The organism is Pectobacterium aroidearum, assembly GCF_041228105.1.
Taxonomy (GTDB): domain Bacteria; phylum Pseudomonadota; class Gammaproteobacteria; order Enterobacterales; family Enterobacteriaceae; genus Pectobacterium; species Pectobacterium aroidearum.
This window is the reverse complement of sequence record NZ_CP166097.1, coordinates 4274220-4290095: the sequence shown is the minus strand read 5'-3', so window position 1 is coordinate 4290095 and position 15876 is coordinate 4274220. Positions and strand designations below refer to the sequence as shown.

The 15876-nt window shown below is 53.9% G+C and carries 16 protein-coding genes; 7 read left to right on the top strand and 9 right to left on the bottom strand.

The genetic code is table 11. From position 1 onward, the window contains the following. Window positions 1-33 precede the first annotated feature (33 nt). From AB8809_RS19315 to AB8809_RS19305, 3 genes are read left to right on the top strand one after another with little or no spacing between them, the layout of a single operon-like run. Window positions 34-858 carry a phosphodiesterase gene (locus AB8809_RS19315; RefSeq protein ID WP_012773331.1) on the top strand — a complete coding sequence of 275 codons (825 nt, stop codon included), beginning with the start codon at window positions 34-36 and terminating at the stop codon, window positions 856-858. Then, window positions 858-1946 carry an ABC transporter ATP-binding protein gene (locus AB8809_RS19310; RefSeq protein ID WP_180777488.1) on the top strand — a complete coding sequence of 363 codons (1089 nt, stop codon included), beginning with the start codon at window positions 858-860 and terminating at the stop codon, window positions 1944-1946. The genes AB8809_RS19315 and AB8809_RS19310 overlap by 1 nt, the downstream gene beginning before the upstream one ends. Further along, window positions 1939-3246, top strand: coding sequence for an ABC transporter substrate-binding protein (locus AB8809_RS19305; RefSeq protein WP_012773333.1), 1308 nt, complete (start codon window positions 1939-1941; stop codon window positions 3244-3246). The genes AB8809_RS19310 and AB8809_RS19305 overlap by 8 nt, the downstream gene beginning before the upstream one ends. Window positions 3247-3290: 44 nt before the next feature. On the opposite strand, the gene AB8809_RS19300 is transcribed toward AB8809_RS19305, so the two are convergent. The 4 genes from AB8809_RS19300 to AB8809_RS19285 form a co-directional block, all read right to left on the bottom strand. Then, window positions 3291-4553, bottom strand: coding sequence for an MFS transporter (locus AB8809_RS19300; protein WP_181829662.1), 1263 nt, complete (start codon window positions 4551-4553; stop codon window positions 3291-3293). 92 nt (window positions 4554-4645) lie between these two features. Then, window positions 4646-6790 carry an alpha-galactosidase gene (locus tag AB8809_RS19295; RefSeq protein WP_349855293.1) on the bottom strand — a complete coding sequence of 715 codons (2145 nt, stop codon included), beginning with the start codon at window positions 6788-6790 and terminating at the stop codon, window positions 4646-4648. Window positions 6791-7004: 214 nt separating this feature from the next. Then, entirely contained in the window at window positions 7005-8009 is a 1005-nt protein-coding gene (locus AB8809_RS19290) for a LacI family DNA-binding transcriptional regulator (protein WP_349855292.1), read from the bottom strand. 43 nt (window positions 8010-8052) lie between these two features. After that, window positions 8053-8661, bottom strand: coding sequence for an HD family hydrolase (locus AB8809_RS19285; RefSeq protein ID WP_181829659.1), 609 nt, complete (start codon window positions 8659-8661; stop codon window positions 8053-8055). A gap of 412 nt (window positions 8662-9073) precedes the next feature. Between AB8809_RS19285 and AB8809_RS19280 the strand changes: the two genes are divergently transcribed. Beyond that, window positions 9074-9721 carry a hemolysin III family protein gene (locus AB8809_RS19280; RefSeq protein ID WP_012773338.1) on the top strand — a complete coding sequence of 216 codons (648 nt, stop codon included), beginning with the start codon at window positions 9074-9076 and terminating at the stop codon, window positions 9719-9721. Between the two features lie 54 nt (window positions 9722-9775). On the opposite strand, the gene ygfZ is transcribed toward AB8809_RS19280, so the two are convergent. Beyond that, complete coding sequence (ygfZ, locus tag AB8809_RS19275; RefSeq protein ID WP_182100312.1) at window positions 9776-10777, bottom strand: tRNA-modifying protein YgfZ; 1002 nt, start codon at window positions 10775-10777, stop codon at window positions 9776-9778. Window positions 10778-11012: 235 nt separating this feature from the next. Between ygfZ and sdhE the strand changes: the two genes are divergently transcribed. From sdhE to rlmF, 3 genes are all read left to right on the top strand, one after another. Continuing rightward, window positions 11013-11279 (top strand): FAD assembly factor SdhE, encoded by a 267-nt coding sequence (gene sdhE, locus AB8809_RS19270; RefSeq protein WP_012773340.1) that lies wholly within the window; start codon window positions 11013-11015, stop codon window positions 11277-11279. Further along, on the top strand, window positions 11260-11673 hold the full coding sequence (locus AB8809_RS19265; protein WP_012773341.1) for a protein YgfX: 414 nt from the start codon (window positions 11260-11262) through the stop codon (window positions 11671-11673). Before sdhE ends, AB8809_RS19265 begins: the two co-directional genes overlap by 20 nt. 69 nt (window positions 11674-11742) lie before the next feature. Then, window positions 11743-12678, top strand: a complete 936-nt coding sequence (gene rlmF, locus AB8809_RS19260) for a 23S rRNA (adenine(1618)-N(6))-methyltransferase RlmF (protein WP_349855291.1) — start codon at window positions 11743-11745, stop codon at window positions 12676-12678. Window positions 12679-12723: 45 nt separating this feature from the next. Here rlmF and AB8809_RS19255 read toward each other — a convergent pair whose 3' ends face one another. The 4 genes from AB8809_RS19255 to AB8809_RS19240 all read right to left on the bottom strand — a co-directional run bounded on the left by AB8809_RS19255 (window position 12724) and on the right by AB8809_RS19240 (window position 15841). Next, the gene (locus tag AB8809_RS19255) at window positions 12724-13047 is read right to left on the bottom strand and encodes a hypothetical protein (protein WP_180777498.1); all 324 of its coding nucleotides are present in this window, start codon (window positions 13045-13047) and stop codon (window positions 12724-12726) included. Between the two features lie 28 nt (window positions 13048-13075). Further along, a complete protein-coding gene (fldB, locus tag AB8809_RS19250; RefSeq protein WP_012773344.1) occupies window positions 13076-13594 on the bottom strand; it encodes a flavodoxin FldB in 519 nt (172 codons plus the stop codon). Window positions 13595-13924: 330 nt separating this feature from the next. Further along, window positions 13925-14311 carry a thioesterase family protein gene (locus AB8809_RS19245; RefSeq protein WP_349855290.1) on the bottom strand — a complete coding sequence of 129 codons (387 nt, stop codon included), beginning with the start codon at window positions 14309-14311 and terminating at the stop codon, window positions 13925-13927. A gap of 201 nt (window positions 14312-14512) precedes the next feature. Continuing rightward, complete coding sequence (locus AB8809_RS19240) at window positions 14513-15841, bottom strand: MFS transporter (protein ID WP_012773346.1); 1329 nt, start codon at window positions 15839-15841, stop codon at window positions 14513-14515. Window positions 15842-15876: the final 35 nt, after the last annotated feature.

Sequence of the window (15876 nt, the reverse complement as noted above, 5' to 3'; positions counted from 1 at the left end):
CCAACGGGCGAAATAACGATAGAGGTGGTGGTTATGTTGTTGGCACAGATTTCCGATCTGCATTTTCGCAGTGAGGGGCGCAAGCTCTATGAATTTATTGATATTAACGGGGAAAATGCCAAAGTCATTAATCAGCTCAACGCGCTGAGCGAGCGGCCGGACGCGGTGGTGATTAGCGGCGATATCGTCAACTGCGGCAGTCCGCAGGAGTATCAGGTGGCACAACGCGTGTTGCAGATGCTGGATTACCCGATGTACGTGATCCCGGGCAATCATGATGACAAACAGCATTTTCTCAACGCGATGCGTCCACTTTGCCCGCAATTGGGCGATGATCCTGAAAATATCCGCTATGCGGTAGATGACTTCCCGATGCGCCTGCTGTTCATCGATACCAGTCTGGCCGGGCAGGCGAAAGGCTGGCTGACGCCGTCCACGCTGGGCTGGCTGGAGCAGCAATTGCAAGAGCACAGCACGCGCGAAACGGCGATCTTCATGCACCATCCGCCGTTGCCGTTGGGATCGGCGCATATGGATCGGATCGCCTGCGAAAATGGGAGCGAGTTGCTGACGCTGATCGAACGTTTCCCGCAGCTTACGCGGATCTTCTGCGGCCATACGCACCGTTTGATTATGACGCAACATCGGCAGGCGATTATTGCCACCGTACCGGGCACTGTCCATCAGGTACCGTATTTCTACTATGACGACACGTCGTACTACAACCTGGAGCCTGCCAGCGTAGTGATGCACCGCTATGTGCCGGTCACCGGGCTAGTGAGCTATAGCCAGTCGATCGCCTCGAACTCCGGACCTTACCTCTACGATCCGCGAATCAGCTGTCCGGTGGATGCGTAATGGCCGTGATTCAGTTACGTAATATCAGCAAACGCTTCGAGCATACGCAGGCGCTGGCATCGCTGTCGCTGGATATTGCTGACGGCGAATTTCTGGTGCTGGTCGGGCCGTCTGGCTGTGGCAAAAGTACGCTGCTGCGCATGCTGGCCGGACTGGAAGAGGTGAGTGACGGGCAAATTCTGCTGGGTGATGACGACATTACGACGTGGAGCCCGAAGCAGCGTAATTTCTCGATGATTTTCCAGAACTATGCGTTGTTTCCACACCTGACGGTCGAGCAGAACATCACGTTCGGGATGCGGATGCGCGGTGAGCCGAAAGCGGACTATCCACAGCGTGTGCAGCGCGTTGCCAGCCTGCTTCAGCTTGAGCCACTACTGAAACGCAAACCGGGAAAACTGTCCGGCGGCCAGCGGCAGCGTGTGGCGATGGCGCGGGCGATCGTACGCGATCCGCATTTATTTCTGATGGATGAGCCGCTATCGAATCTCGATGCCCGTCTGCGCAGCGATGTGCGGGACGGCATTATGGATCTGCATCGGCAGTTGAAAACGACCACCGTTTACGTCACGCACGATCAGATTGAGGCGATGACGATGGCTGACAGGATCGCCGTGCTCGATCGCGGAGTCTTGCAACAGGTCGGCACACCGGAGCAGCTGTATTCGCATCCGGCTAACGTCTTTGTCGCCGGATTTATCGGTACGCCCGCGATGAACCTCGTAACACTGCCCTGCACCGACGGCCACGCAATTTTACAGACGCTGCCCGTGGCGCTGCCTGCCAGTGACGAAACGCATTCATTAACCCATGTGCTGCTAGGGATTCGCCCTGAGCATATTACCGAACACGCCGCGTCAGACGGCGAGTTGTCATTGCCGGGAACGGTGAAGCAGCGGGAGCTGTTTGGCGCGGAGTATCTGATACATGTGGATACGCCGTTGGGCAATATTCGCTACCGTCGGCCAAATCGCGATGGCGTGCCGGATGTTGGCGCGTCCGTTGTGCTTCATTTTTCACCGCAGGATTGTCATTGGTTTTCCGGGCAAACCGCCCGTAATTTATCCCAGGAGAAAAGACATGCGTAAGCCCCGTATGATGGCGCTGGCAATCACCTTGCTGATGTCTGGCTCGGCGTTGGCAAAACAGAATATTGATTTTATGTTCCCCGCACCGGTTGATGGCAAGCTGACGATGGAAATGACGCGCATCATCAAAGAGTACAACCAATCGCAGGATCAGGTTGAAGTGCGCGGGATCTTCACCGGCAATTACGACACGACCAAAGTGAAAGCGGAAGCTGCCGCCAAAGCGGGCGATCCGCCAGCGCTGGTGATCATGTCGGCCAACTTCACCGCCGATCTGGTCATCAAAGATGAAATCCTGCCGATGGACGAGTTGTTCAAATACGGCAACGAAAAAGCCACGCCTTTCCTGACCAAAAATTTCTGGCCTGCGCTGCACCAGAATGCGCAGGTGATGGGAGTGACCTACGCGATCCCATTCCATAACTCGACGCCGATCCTCTATTACAACGAAGACATGCTGAAGAAGGCGGGCTTTAACGAGCCACCGAAAAACTGGGATGAGGTGGTTGCGGTCGCGAAAAAACTGACCGATCCGGCGAAGGGGCAGTGGGGCATCATGATTCCGTCCACGAATGATGACTACGGCGGCTGGATGCTGTCTGCGTTGACGCGTGCTAACGGCGGGGCGTATTACAATGCTGACTACCCAGGCGAAGTCTATTACAACACGGCATCGACCAAAGGTGCGCTCCAGTTCTGGCGTGATTTGGTGTACCGCGACAAAGTGATGCCGGCTGGCGTGCTGAATTCCAAACAGATCAGCGCCGCGTTTTTCTCCGGTAAATTGGGTATGACGATGCTGAGTACTGGTGCGCTGGGCTTTATGCGTGAAAATACCAAAGATTTTCAGTTGGGTGTGGCGATGATGCCGGAAAAAGAGCGTCGCGGCGTGACCATCGGCGGGGCGAGTCTGGTGAGCTTCAAAGGGATTTCCGAAGAGCAGAAGAAAGCGGCCTGGCAATTCATGAACTATCTGGTCAGCCCAGAAGTTAGCGGCAACTGGAGCCGTTTTACCGGCTATTTCGCGCCGCGTATGGCGGCCTACGACCTGCCGGAAATGAAGGATTATCTGGCGAAAGATCCGCGTGCGGCGATTGCGCTGTCACAGCTGCAATATGCCCATCCGTGGTACGCAACCTATGAGACGGTCGCGGTGCGTAAAGCGATGGAAAATCAGCTGGCGGCGCTGCTAAACGATCCGGCGAAAAAGGTTGATGATGCCGCTGCCGCTGCACAAAAAGAGGCGGATGGCATCATGAAGCCTTATGTGGATAAAACCGCGCTGCGGGACGTGAAATAGTAACATCGCGCCCCATCGGCTTAATGCCAACGGGGCGCGATATGTTAATGCGCAGCCTGAGAACGCATACTCGCCGTACTACGTGAAGATGACAGCGTAAAGGCGGAGATCGCGGTAAAGGTGAGCGCGATACCACCCAGAATAAGGTAAGTCTGGTTGAAGCCGATGCGATCGTACAGATTGCCCGCCGCAGAGGAGAGGAATATCGCCATAAACTGCTTAGCGAACTGGAAGCCCACCAGATAAATGGTCGCCGACAAGCGAGAATCAAACGTGTTGGCGATGTATTTGAAAATACCGATGAGAAGCAGCGGCACTTCGAAGGCGTGCAGCATTTTCAGTATGATGACTTCCGTGACGGATGTGGCACAGGCCGAGCCCAAAATCCTGATCGACATAATCGTTCCTGCCACCAGCAATGCATTTTTAGCGCCGATCCGGTTAATGAGCCACGGCGTGCAGAACATGACCAGCGCATTTGCCGCTTCCCCGGCGGTGGTGACAAAACCAAAGATCTGGTTGCCTTGTTCCTGCGAACTAAAGAACGATTTAAAGAAATTAGCGAATTGCTGATCGTAGACGTCATAAATACAGGCGACGCCAATCACGTATAACACCAGCAGCCAGAACTGACGGTTGGCCAGCAAGCCTAATGCCAGTTTTACACTAAAAGGTGAGGCGTTGGCGCCGAGCGAGTCCATGACGGCAGCGGTTGGATTGCTTTCCGTCTTCGCCAGGCACAGCAGCACGATCAAGATAATCGCCGACCCAGATCCCATCCAGAACACGATATCGGGATTGATATTAAACAGCATACCCGCCGTTGAAGCGCAAATTCCCCAGCCAAAGCAGCCAAACATGCGCGCTTTGCCATACTCAAAGTGGTGCTGTCGGCTGATGCGCTCGATGTAGGCTTCAATCGCTCCCGCTCCCGCACTAAAAGAGAACCCGATATACAGACCGCCGACCAGAGCGCCCAGTATCACGTTGATTTTTAACAGTGGGGCGAAGACATACAGGAAGAAAGGGGCAAAAAAGAGCAACAGGACAGAGATCACCCATAGCAGGTGTTTCTTCATCCCCAGTTTGTCGGACAGGATGCCGAGGAACGGCTGAAACAGAATCGCGAACAAGGATAGGAAGGAAAAGACGATACCGGTATCGGTTTTGTTAAGCCCGATAACGTCCGCCAGCCAGATCGGTAAAAACGGAAAGCACGTCGCCATGATAAAAAAATAAAGAAAGAAGAACGCGCCGAAAATCCAGAAGTTACGGTTGTTTTTGTAGTAGCACGAGGTGGTAGGCATCTTTATTTCCCCCGGAGGGTAGACGTTATCATGACGCGGGACAATGCTGTCCCGCGCGGTCGTGTCGCGAATGTGTAGGGCAAAGGAAAAAGCTAGCTGCCAGCGGTATCCGTCACCGCGGAAAGCCCGATCAGAATGGCGGTCTCCGGCGTCAGAACGGGGAGGGCAAGTCCGGCCTGCATTAGCCAATCTCCCGAAACCACGATTGGCTGGCGTAACCAGGGCGGGAGCTCGCGCATGGTGCCGCCGCCCTCGCGCACCGTTTTGATTTCCGGGCTATCCAGCAGTGTGACTTCATAGCGAACGTCGGGCTGTAGGCCGGGGAAGCGAAGCGTGCCCGCCAGCGAATAATCCGGCATACGCAACTGTGCTACCTGAAAAACAGCGTGCTGCCGATCGTGGCTTACCACGCCAGTGGCCTGCACCGTATCGTCCGCCATGTCGACCCGCCAGGTGGTGCCGCTGTGCAGCAGCGGACGCAGGGTTTTATGCAACTGGATGTAGTGACGATAGCCTTCCAGTTCGTCGTCATCGGCCTTCACGGGGTCCAGCTCGATGCCCATATGGCCGAACAGGGCGGTCAGGCCGCGGAAGGCGATGGTGTGACGTCGATATGTGGCATGGCACCGTGCATGCCCGATGTGTTGCCCCATCACCTCGGGCGGAAAGAAGTAACTCATGCCGCGTTGAATGGTCTGGCGTTCCAACGCGTCGTTGTTATCCGACACCCAGAACCGCTGGGTGCGTTCCAGCACGCCGTAGTCGATACGACCACCGCCGGACGCGCAGGATTCAAACTCAACATGAGGAAAGCGCTGACGCAGGGTATCGAGCAGGCGATAGAACTGTCGGGTTTGCGCATCGGCGGCCAGCCGCCCTTCATGACCGGGCTGCACCAGTTCACGGTTCATATCCCATTTCACATAATCGACAGGATGTTCGCCCAGCAGCCAGCTCAGCCGCTCCAGCAGGTAAGTGAAGGCATCGGGCTGATTTAAATTCAGCACGTACTGATAGCGTCCCGTAGGCTGTGCGTAGCCGGGCAATTGCAGCACCCAGTCGGGATGGGCGCGGAACAGATCAGAATCGGGGTTGATCATCTCCGGTTCGACCCAAATGCCGAATTCCATCCCCAGTGCTTTGACATGCTCGATGACTGGCATCAGCCCGTTCGGGTATTTTTCCTCGTCGAGATACCAGTCGCCGAGCGCGGCTCGGTCGTGGTGACGCCCACGGAACCAGCCGTCATCAATAATAAAGCGCTCCACGCCGACGTCAGCGGCCTTGCTCGCCATCTGCATGATGTATTCAGGGTCGTGATCGAAATAGATTCCTTCCCACGTATTGAGGTGCACCGGACGTGGCTTATCACCACAGAATTGGATGAGGGACTGACGCAGGAAGGCGTGATAGCACTGGCTCATGCCGTTCAAGCCGCTATCTGAGAAAGCTGCGTAGACCCACGGTGTAGTGAGAGACTCCGACTGCGTCAGCGTGATTTCGCCCGGCAGATACAGGGCTTCCGCCTGCACAACGCGGCGTCCGTCCGTTTTGATATCGGCACGCAGGCGGTGGTTGCCGCTCCAGCCTAAATGCACGCCCCATACTGAGCCATGTTGCTCGTTGAACGCGGATTCACCGAGGATAAACGCGGGGAAATATTCGTGGGAGCTTCTTCCCCGACGGCTTTCCTGAATAAAGCCGCCGTGCTGCAACGTGAGGCGGTGAGTCTGAAACTCACGTAGCCAGCGGCCGTGAAACGCCATGACGTCGCTCGCCCGTTCCGGGACGGGGAGCGTGACGGCCAGGCGCTGTACTTGCCAGACATCAGCACGCAGATTCTGTAGCGTGTGGCGCAGTTGCAGCACATCGGTCTGCGGATCCAGACGCAGTTCACTGGTGAGGCGAAGCCCTGCCAGTGTATCTTCTGCCGTGATGGTTAGCGTATTGCCCTGAACGTCAGCCTGCGTGGTCGTGAAGATCGGCGCGGCGTCATAACCTGAGCGGTGCCCTTCAATCCCCGGTGAACCGAACTGACCACGTCCGTATTCCATCGCCAGCGTCAGAGGAAGATCCACATCCAGACGACCATTCGCCACGGGACGTTGCAGAGAAACAATATCCTCTGGCGAAAAACCACGTAACCGTGGCCCCCAGTAGAGAATTTCCGCCGCCGGGGCGCAGCGTACGATGACATCGCACTGCGCGCTGGTTAATTGAACAAGATCACGCATCATGAGGAAGTCTCCCAATTACAACTTGATTAGTTCCTCTGAGTGAAAACTTAAACGTTTAAGTCATCAACTTAAACGTTTAAGAAATGTGATTTTGTTAAAATAATCGTTAAGGAAGGGAGAAAGGTTGCGATGAAGATGTGAAGAACATCTCGTTGGCGGCTGGAGCCAATAAACCAACTGATGTCTTTATAAAGGTGGAAGAGGGCGGAATAGATTAGGCGGGAAAGCTCGTCTTACCGATGCGTAACGTCGGTTGCCATAACACCTGCAAATTTTCTACGGCTTCGCCTGCGATAAGCGCCTGCGTCATGCTGGCAATCTGTTCACCAACCTGCTCGCGCGTGGCCTGTTCTATTGCAGTCACGTTGAGGTCGGTCAGGCTGTCCTGCGGCAGGCCATCGTACATCACCAGAGCGATGGGGTGAGAACCGGAAAGCCGACCTGCCTGCTGTAACGCGGCAACGGCACCGTCGCCGTGCACATTGCCATCCATCACTATCGCCGTTGGCGGTTCAGGCAGCGCCAGAAGGTCGAGCATGGCCTGATATCCTGCACGGCGCGTGGGGCTGACACAGCACAGATAGGCATCGTGAAACGGCAGGTTGTGGCGTTGTAGCGCATCGCGATAGCCCTGACGACGCTGCATGATGAACGCCTGCGGATGGTCTTCACTTAAAATAGCGATACGGCGATGGCCGAGCGCGATTAGGTGTTCGGTCGCCAGCGCCATGCCCGCACGGTTGTCAAAATCGAACCAGGCGTAAGGGTGGGGGAGCTGGCTGCGCCCCAGCGCCAGAAAAGGCGCGTTGTGGCGTTGCAATAGCGCCAGTCGTGCATCCTGTTCGCACGTATGCGCCACAATCAGCGCATCAATGCGGTGGCTAGCGATCAGCCGGGCGGCACCCTGACAGGCATCTTGCTCGTCGGCCAGCAGGAGAAAATCGACCTCATGCTGTGCCAGCTTGTGGCTGATCGCGCCAATCATCTCAAAAAAGATATCGTTACTCAGAGAAGAGGCGTAGGGATAGATCAGTCCGACGGCGTTGCTTTTACCCATTTTCAGGCGACGCGCATGGGTATTGGGCCGATAGCCGATACGCTCCGCTTCTTCCTGAATACGCTGGCGCGTGGCATCGGAGATATCCCGATGGCCGTTCAGAGCACGGCTCACCGCTGCTACGGACAAACCCAGGTTATTCGCGATTGTTTTTAAAGACATCACCCTCTCCTGACGTGAATGCCCGGCTAGCGGGAAAACCGAATTATAGCAACCACCCTTTGGCTTTGGCCTCTTCCAGATGCTGTTTCAGGTATTGCCACAGCTCTGGGTTGATCGCGGCAATGAACTCCGCACGCTCAAGAACCTGTTCCAGACGAATGCCGTTTTCCACCCAGCTTTGACCCGCATTCGACAGGTTCATCAGCATCGGCATAACGCGGTCGAGCACCATAGCGAATTGGGCGCTGGGCGTTTCATTGGCTTCGTACTCTTCCCACAGATCGTGGAATTGCTGGCGCTGCGGCTCCGGCAACAGGCCAAAAATGCGGGCGGCGGCGGCGACTTCCTGATCGTGAATCGCCAGACGGGCGGAAAGATCGTAAACGATCACATCGCCTGCATCGATTTCGACGATGTCGTGAATCAGGGCCATTTGGATCACGCGCTGAATATCCACGCCTTCACCCGCATAAGGTGCCAGCGCCATCGCGGCGACGGCGAAATGCCAGCTGTGTTCGGCAGAGTCTTCGTGGCGTTCGCTGCCGATGATTTTGTTACGGCGCTGCACGCTTTTTAATTTATCGATTTCTATCAGAAAGCCGAAAACATCGGTCATGGAGCCGAAATTCAGAGTGGATGGGGAAGATGACATGAAAAGCTTACCTCTTGCAGTGAAAACGATGCAGTAAAAATCATGCAATGAAAACGTGATGTAGTGAAAACCACGGGAAGGCGCTGTGAGCGTCAGAACCGGATGACCGTTGATGCGAATAACCGGTAAAAACGGCAGAGCCCTTCAAAAAACAGGGAGATATCAAGGTCGATCATTGTAGGGGATGTTGCCCGAGATTGACATGCATGATTACACGTTAAGTCAGAGAGTTCATGGGAGAATAATTATTTTAGCTTACACGTGTACACTGAAACTATTCTCAGTTACTCTGCTCAAAGGTTAAACACCTGCGCTAGCTTTCCTTGCATGAAACCGGGAAAGGTAAGGCGGATAACGCCAGCGCATGATGATGTGAAATGTGTACCGTTGCCGAATATTGCGGAATCTATTGATGTCAAAAAATGCACAGATGCCGGATTACTCTCTGGCAGAGGAAATTGCGAATAGCATAAGCCATGGAATCGGTGTGATTTTCGGGATTGTGGGTCTGGTTTTATTGCTGGTTCAGGCGGTCAACAATGACGCCGGCAGCGTGGCGATTACCAGCTACAGCCTCTATGGCGGCAGTATTATCCTGCTATTTTTGGCGTCGACTCTGTATCACGCGATACCGTCTCAGCGTATTAAGCCGTGGCTGAAAAAATTCGACCACTGTGCCATCTATCTGTTGATTGCCGGAACCTATACGCCGTTTTTGCTGGTGGGGCTGGATTCACCGCTGGCGCATGGTCTTATGGTTGTTATCTGGGGGATGGCGCTGCTGGGTGTGATCTTCAAACTGGCGTTTGCCCACCGTTTTGAAGTGCTGTCATTGATTACCTATCTGGTGATGGGCTGGCTGTCGCTGGTGGTGATTTATCAGATGGTGATGAAACTGGCGCCAGGGAGTGTGACGCTGCTGGCAGTCGGCGGCGTGGTGTACACGCTGGGGGTGATTTTCTACGCCTGCAAGCGTATTCCTTATAATCACGCGATTTGGCACGGGTTTGTATTGGGTGGGAGCGTCTGCCACTTTCTGGCGATTTATCTTTATATTTAAGTCGGTATAAAGCGCATGAACCCGTTTGGTTCATGCGCGATGTCACCCGCCGAATTAATCCGTTATTTCATACGGCAGAGGCTGAACGGTGAGCTGGCTATCGGCATCTTCACGTACGCGCAGGACGTTCTCTGCGGTGAGGTCGTTATTCAGCACCGCCTGTACCCACACCTCGCCGTTCTGCAATTGGCTAGCCGCCAACACCGTACCGGTACGACGCCAATTCTCGCCGAGCTGCAATTCGAGATCGTCCCCCGCTTGCGGCACCTGATTGGCCTTACCCGCCAGCCAGTAAAGCGCACGCTTGTTCGCCCCACGATATTTTGCCCGAGCGACCATTTCCTGACCGGTATAGCACCCTTTGCTGAAGCTAATCCCATTTAATGCCTGTAAATTAGTCGCTTGCGGGATGAACTGCGCGCTGTTTGCGCTGTCAATGATGGGCTGACCTGCTTCGATATCCAGCGTCAACCATTGGCGGCTGTCATTCAGGCTGACTTTATCGCCGAGCTGCTCAAGCAGCGAAGCGCTTTGCTCAGGAGACAGCACCAGCAGGAAACGTTCTGCGGGATGGGCAAAATGCAGTAAGGTTGCCCCTTCGTGCTGAACAACAGGGTGCTCGGCGTCTGGAAGCTGGCTAAATGCAGAGGCCAGCAGTTCGCGGATGCCCGCCCCTGCCGCACCAAGCAGTACGGCGTTGTCGTCCGGTGTGATGGTGGTTTTCGAGAAAACGGCGTATTTTTTCAGTTCGCTAAGTTGGGCGTCACGTAGGTTACGACGTTCAATAAAAGCAAAGCCTTCGCCGTGATGGAACAGGCGCAGGTTGCTCCACATTTTCCCTTTTGCGTCGCAGTGGGCGCAAAGGATGTGCCGATCGTCAGCGAGTGCGCTGACATCTGCGGTGACCTGTCCCTGAAGGTATTTGACGGTATCCGGCCCGACCATCGTGGCCAGCGCCCAGTCATCCAGCGAGATGAGCGTGGGAGCCAACTGAGCGGAAGCCAATGGGGGTTGTGATGCAAAAGGAAGCTGATGAGCCGTATGTTGGTTAACCATATAGTACAATCCTGCGCTAAGGGCGATACCCGAATGGCTTAATGGTAAAAGAGCGCTCAGGGTTTGCAAGTGGTTATTCACGCAGCGTTATTGCATAGCACATCCTGATACTGATCGGCACGCTCGGCACGGCGCACGCGGGTAAACTATGTCAAAATGTTACTATTAGTTGATACCCGCTACCGGAATCGGAGTACACTAGCGGCAAGTTGCGATAACAAGGTGGACATGAAACATGGAAATCGATAATAAATCACGCATTCATTGGGCATGCCGCCGGGGTATGCGTGAGTTGGATATCGCGATCATGCCGTTTTTTGAGCATGACTACGACACACTCAGTGACAGCGATAAGCGCACCTTTGTGCGCCTGTTACAAAGCGATGATCCCGATTTATTCAACTGGCTGATGAACCACGGCGAGCCGAAAGACGGAGAGCTGAAACGCATGATTTCTCTTATTCAAACGCGAAATAAAGATCGTGGCCCAGTGGCAATGTGATCTTCGCGTTTCCTGGCGTATGCAACTGCTTTCATTGATTGTGCATGGCCTATTAGTATTGCTCATTCTTCTGGCGCCGTGGCCGGACGGCTATGCATGGCTGTGGCTATGCCTGGTCACGATGGTGATGTTCGGTTTTATCCGTAGCCAAAGGAATATCAAATCCCGGCAGGGGGAAATCGTTTTGCTCAGCGAAACGACCCTGAACTGGCGGCAGCAGGAATGGCAGATCGTTAAACGACCGTGGTTGCTGAAAAATGGCGTATTGCTGTCATTGCAGGCAGTGAACGGTAAAGACAGACAACAACTGTGGCTGGCATCGGACAGCATGGGCGATGACGAATGGCGTCATCTGCGTCAGCTTCTTTTGCAGCAGAAAAACTGGGCGAGATAGTGGTGTGTTGAACATAGGCTTTATTGGGTCATCGTCTGGCCGTACTTTGAAATTGATTGGATATAACTGATGACTAAGCCCGCAGTGCAAAAAAATGGTCTGCATCCTCGTAATCGCCATCGCGACCGTTATGATTTTCCCTCGCTCAAACAGAGCTATCCCGCGCTTGTCCCGTTTGTCACGGTAAATGCCTACGGTGATGAGTCAGTGGATTTTGCTAATCCCGAAGCGGTGAAAACGCTGAATCAGGCGCTGTTACAGCATTTTTATCAGATTGAACATTGGGAAATTCCAGACGGCTTTTTGTGCCCACCGATTCCTGGTCGTGCCGACTACATTCACCATCTGGCTGATTTGCTGGCGGAAGATAACCGCTCGGTGGTGCCGCGAGAGGCGTCCGTGCTGGATATCGGCTGCGGCGCCAACTGCATTTATCCGCTGATTGGTTATCGTGAATACGGCTGGCGTTTTACCGGCAGCGAAATTAATCCGATAGCGATGAAAGCGGCCAACCAGACGATTGAGGCTAATCCCGGTTTGAACCGAGCGATTCGCCTGCGCCGTCAGAAAAGCAGCACAGCGATACTCGCAGGGATTATTCACAAGAACGAGACGTTTGATGCGGTCATGTGTAATCCGCCATTCCACGCCTCCGCTGAGGATGCACGTCAGGGATCGCAGCGCAAACTGCATAATCTGGGGCTGGATAAACGCTCACCGCTGAATTTTGGCGGCCAGCAGGATGAGCTGTGGTGTGAGGGCGGCGAGTCAACTTTCATTGGTCAGATGATCAAGGAGAGTGCCGGTTTTGCCCGCCAGTGCCTGTGGTTTACGTCGCTGGTGTCACGCAAAGAGAACCTGCCGGAGATTTATCGCGCGCTGGAAGCGGTTGACGCGGAAAAGGTCAGAACCATCGATATGGCGCAAGGCCAGAAGCAAAGCCGCTTTGTCGCGTGGAGTTTCCTTGATACCGCCGCGCGTACCCGCTGGTTACAAAAGCGCTGAGCCACTTCAACGGATGCGGATACCGATAAGGTATCCGTGAACGTATTACTCAACGGTAATCGTATCCGGTTCCTGCTGGGTCACCTTCAACGACGTTCCCTGAATCGCCATAAACACCGCTTCCCGTCTGGTCAGATAGCCTTTGACGGGATGCGGCTTAATCGCGCCAGTCAGCGTGGTATCGGTGATGATGCCACAGCCCGTCGCGTGCGCGATTTGCTGCGCAGTTTCATCAAACCTTGAGAAATCGATAGCGTAATATTGCGGCACATCGCATTTACCGCCCAGATTTCTGGCGTATTCCTGCGTATCTGTTTGAGCACAACCAGCAAGCAACAATCCTGCGACCGCTATGAGTAACATTTTCATCGTGCTTACCTCTGTTGAGTCTTACTGTTTACAGTAGTGACGCCATTTCTTGCAGAATCTGTTCGCACCACTGCTCTAACCGTTCATCGCTGAGATCGTATTGGTTCACTTCGTCCAGCGCCAGCCCGACAAAGTGTTTACCGTCAGCGGCCAGCGGTTTTGGACTGATGAAGTCATAGCCTTCTGTCGGCCAGTATCCAACGAATGTGACACCCAGCGGCAGCAGTTGGTCATGTAGCATGCCCAACGCATCAAGGAACCATTCGCTGTAACCAAGTTGGTCGCCCATACCGTAGAGCGCCACGACTTTTCCTTTGAGGTTTAGCGTCGCTAATTGACCCCAGATGTTCTCCCAGTCTTCCTGAATCTCACCGAAATCCCAGGTTGGGATGCCGAGAATCAGCGTACTGTAGTCTTCCATACGTTGAGGTTCGACATCCTTAAGGTTGTGCAGATCCACCAGTTCTTCGCCCAGAATGTCGCGAATTTTTTCCGCCGCCATTTCGGTGTAGCAGGTGCTTGAGCCGTAAAACAGACCGATTTTCATACTATCTATAAGTCCATGATTTAATTATTTTCTAAAATCAATGCATTGATTCAGTCTCTGTGCTGTGACGTCACTGCCTAAATGCGGCAAATCCATCGACTATGTGCAGCAGAAAACAGGCAATGGGTGCCATATTCGATGATATTGAGGTCTTTTACAATCGCTGGTGAAACTCGCGGAGCGGAGCGATTGGCTAAAGTGAGAGGCAAAAGAACCGTACTTGAGGGAGTGTTCTCAGTGAGAAAAACGTCTCTCGTTGCAACATGCAGAGTTCTCTTTGTTAGCGCTACAGACTGGGGCTAACGAAGAGAACCCTGATAACACAGACGATTAAAGGGCTAATGCATTCGTTACCGCTTCCGGCATCGATGGTCTGCCATTGGTCAGACAAGTGGCGACAAACGTGGCTTCAGCATAAGTAACGTCGCCAACCTTAATCTGCTGAACGAAATTGACACGATTACGTTTTTCGTTCTTTTCCAACTGGCAGGTGACTTCTAAACGATCGCCTTTTTGCAGGCTTTTACGGAAGCGCAGAGTGTACTCAAGTACCATGTAAATCTTTCCCTTCTTGAACTCTTCTTCAATATCAATGCCCAGCGCTTCTTTCATAAAGGCATGTCGCGTCCACTCCATGTAGAACGGGTAGTAGAGGCCGTCGACGACGCCCTGAAAGTCGATATGACTGTCCTCAACGTCATAATGTTTTGAAAACATTTTTGCATCCTAATTTGATTGTTGTACCGAACGGATTTGTTACATCGACAGGCCTGTTGGTATACCTCACTTAATTAGCCTGGTAAATGCGGAAATGTATCAAAGTGATAATAACGTGAGGGTATGATTTGAGCGGGGGGGGACGGGCATTATGAAGAAAGAAAGGTGCAGTGAGGGCCGTGGCCCTCACTGAAGGGACATTTATCCCAAAGACTGGTGACGTGTTTCTCTGGTCGCCAGCAGCGCAATCAGCGTCAGTGACGCCATGGCCGCCAGATAAACGCCGACGTAGAACAGGCCGTAGTTGGCCGTCAACCATGCTGCGATGTACGGTGCGACCGATGCACCCAGAATCGACGAGACGTTATAGGAGAATGACGCGCCGGTATAGCGTACTTCTGTCGGGAACAGTTCCGGCAGCAAGGCACCCATCGGGCCGAACGTCAGTCCCATGATGCTCAGACCCAACACTAGGAAGCCCATCACCAGCGCCTGATTGCCAGAACCAAGCATATAAGGGAACAGCATGGCAAAGACGATCATGAGGCAAGTAATGGTAATCATGGTCTTACGGCGGCCAAAGGCATCTGCCAGATAGCCTGCGACTGGCACCATCAGACCAAAACCGATCACTGCGATCATCAGCATCAACAGGAAGCTGTTACGTGAGAAGCCAAGCCCTTTAGGCACAGGCGAAGTGCCGTACGTCATGGAGTAAACGGTCATGATGTAGAACAGTGTGTAGGTCGCCAGCATGATGAAGGTGCCGAGGATCGTGACTTTCATATGTTTGCTAAGCAACGTTCCCAGTGGCATACGCACCTGTTTGCCAGCTTTGACCGCTTTGGTAAAGACCGGGGCTTCATGCAGAGAGATACGAACATACAGGCCAACCAGCACCAGCGCGGCGGACGCGACGAACGGTACGCGCCAGCCCCAGCTCATGAACTGCTCTTCCGTCAGCAGCCAGGACAGCAGCAGGAAGGTGCCGTTTGCGAAGAAGAAGCCAATCGGTGCGCCAAGCTGGGGGAACGACCCATACAGCGCACGTTTATGGGATGGGGCATTCTCCGTCGCCAGCAGCGCCGCGCCACCCCATTCACCGCCCAGCCCCAGACCCTGACCGAAGCGTGCCAGTGCCAGAAGAATCGGTGCAAAAATACCAATGGTTTCGTAGGTTGGTAACAGTCCAATCAGAACGGTTGAAATCCCCATGGTCAGCAGAGAAGCGACCAGCGTGACTTTACGTCCGACACGGTCGCCGAAATGACCGAACACCGCCGAACCAATAGGGCGGGCTACAAAGGCAATCGCAAAGGTGGCCAACGACTGTAGCGTGGCGGCAGTCGGATCGCCCTGCGGGAAGAAAATGTGCGGGAAAACCAGCACCGCGGCAGTGGCATAGATATAAAAATCGAAAAATTCGATGGCGGTGCCAATCAGCGACGCAACAATCACTTTGTTGCGTGAGTTTACGGGTGGCGCTTCCGCTTCGGCATCGAGCGTGGGAGTGATGGTGGTGGCTTGCATAATGTTTCTTTATTTTAACAACACGAACGACCATT